The sequence below is a fragment of the Pseudonocardia adelaidensis genome (assembly GCF_039543345.1).
Taxonomy (GTDB): Bacteria; Actinomycetota; Actinomycetes; order Mycobacteriales; family Pseudonocardiaceae; genus Pseudonocardia; species Pseudonocardia adelaidensis.
Genome location: NZ_BAABJO010000083.1, coordinates 1 through 1,114, shown reverse-complemented (window position 1 = coordinate 1,114; position 1,114 = coordinate 1). Strand labels below are relative to the sequence as shown.

The following is a 1,114-nucleotide window of genomic DNA, read 5'->3' as shown; positions in this document are numbered from 1 at the left end:
CTAGGTGTACTCGGCCAGGACGTTGGTGACGGTCGGGATGGCGTGACACGCGGCCAGCGGTAGTTGATCGAGAGAGAGCCCCCGGGTTGGGGTGTGGCTTGTCTAGGACCCGACCCGCTCCCCGGAGGCTCTCGTGCCCCACCGTAATGCCCGCCTGACCTTCCACGGCCGCCAGACACTCGTCGACCGCATCCTGCGCGATGGTCGTCCCCGCGCGCACGTGGCCGCGGAGATGGGTGTCTCGCGCCAGTGCGCCAGCCGCTGGGTCGCCCGTTTCCTGGCCGAGGGCCAGGACGGTCTGCACGATCGCTCCTCGCGCCCACACCACATGCCGACCCGTACCTCGGCTGATGTCGAGGCTCAGGTAGTGGCTCAGCGCGAGCAACAGCGTCGCGGGCAGGACTGGCTCGGGCCCGAACTCGGGGTCGCGCCCCGGACGGTGTCGCGGATCCTGCGCCGCCATCACATGCCCTACCTGCGCGAGCTCGACTCGCTCACCGGAGAGGTGATCCGGGCGAGCAAAACCACCGCAGTTCGCTACGAACGTGACCGTCCCGGCGAGTTGGTCCACATGGACGTCAAGAAGATCGGTCGCATCCCCGACGGTGGTGGCTGGCGCGCGCACGGCCGCGCAGCCCGGGAAACCACCCGCGACCGCACCGCCAAGATCGGGTTCGACTACGTCCACTCGCTGGTCGATGACCACTCCCGGCTGGCCTACTCCGAAGTCCTGCCCGATGAGAAGGGCATCACCTGCGCTGCGTTCCTTGCTCGCGCCGCCGGCTACTTCGCCAGCCACGGCGTCTCGAGGATCGAGCGGGTCATGACCGACAACGCCTGGGCCTACAAGTGGTCCCTGCGCGACGTGGTGGCCCAGCTCGGGGCTCGGCAGGTGTTCATCAGACCGCACTGCCCCTGGCAGAACGGCAAGGTCGAACGCCTCAACCGCACTCTGGCCACCGAGTGGGCCTACCGGCAGGTCTTCACCAGCAACGCCGAGCGCGCTGCCGCGCTTGCCTCATGGGTCAAGTACTACAACACTCGACGCCGCCACAGCGCACTCGGCGGGCTCCCACCGATCAGCCGCCTGCCACCAACCTGATGGCCGAGTACA

At 68.4% G+C, this 1,114-nt stretch carries 1 protein-coding gene; it reads left to right on the top strand.

Annotated features, from left to right (window positions below):
* Nucleotides 1–133: 133 nt before the first annotated feature.
* Nucleotides 134–1,102 (top strand): IS481 family transposase, encoded by a 969-nt coding sequence (locus ABEA81_RS42295; RefSeq protein WP_345613699.1) that lies wholly within the window; start codon nt 134–136, stop codon nt 1,100–1,102.
* Nucleotides 1,103–1,114 lie beyond the last annotated feature (12 nt).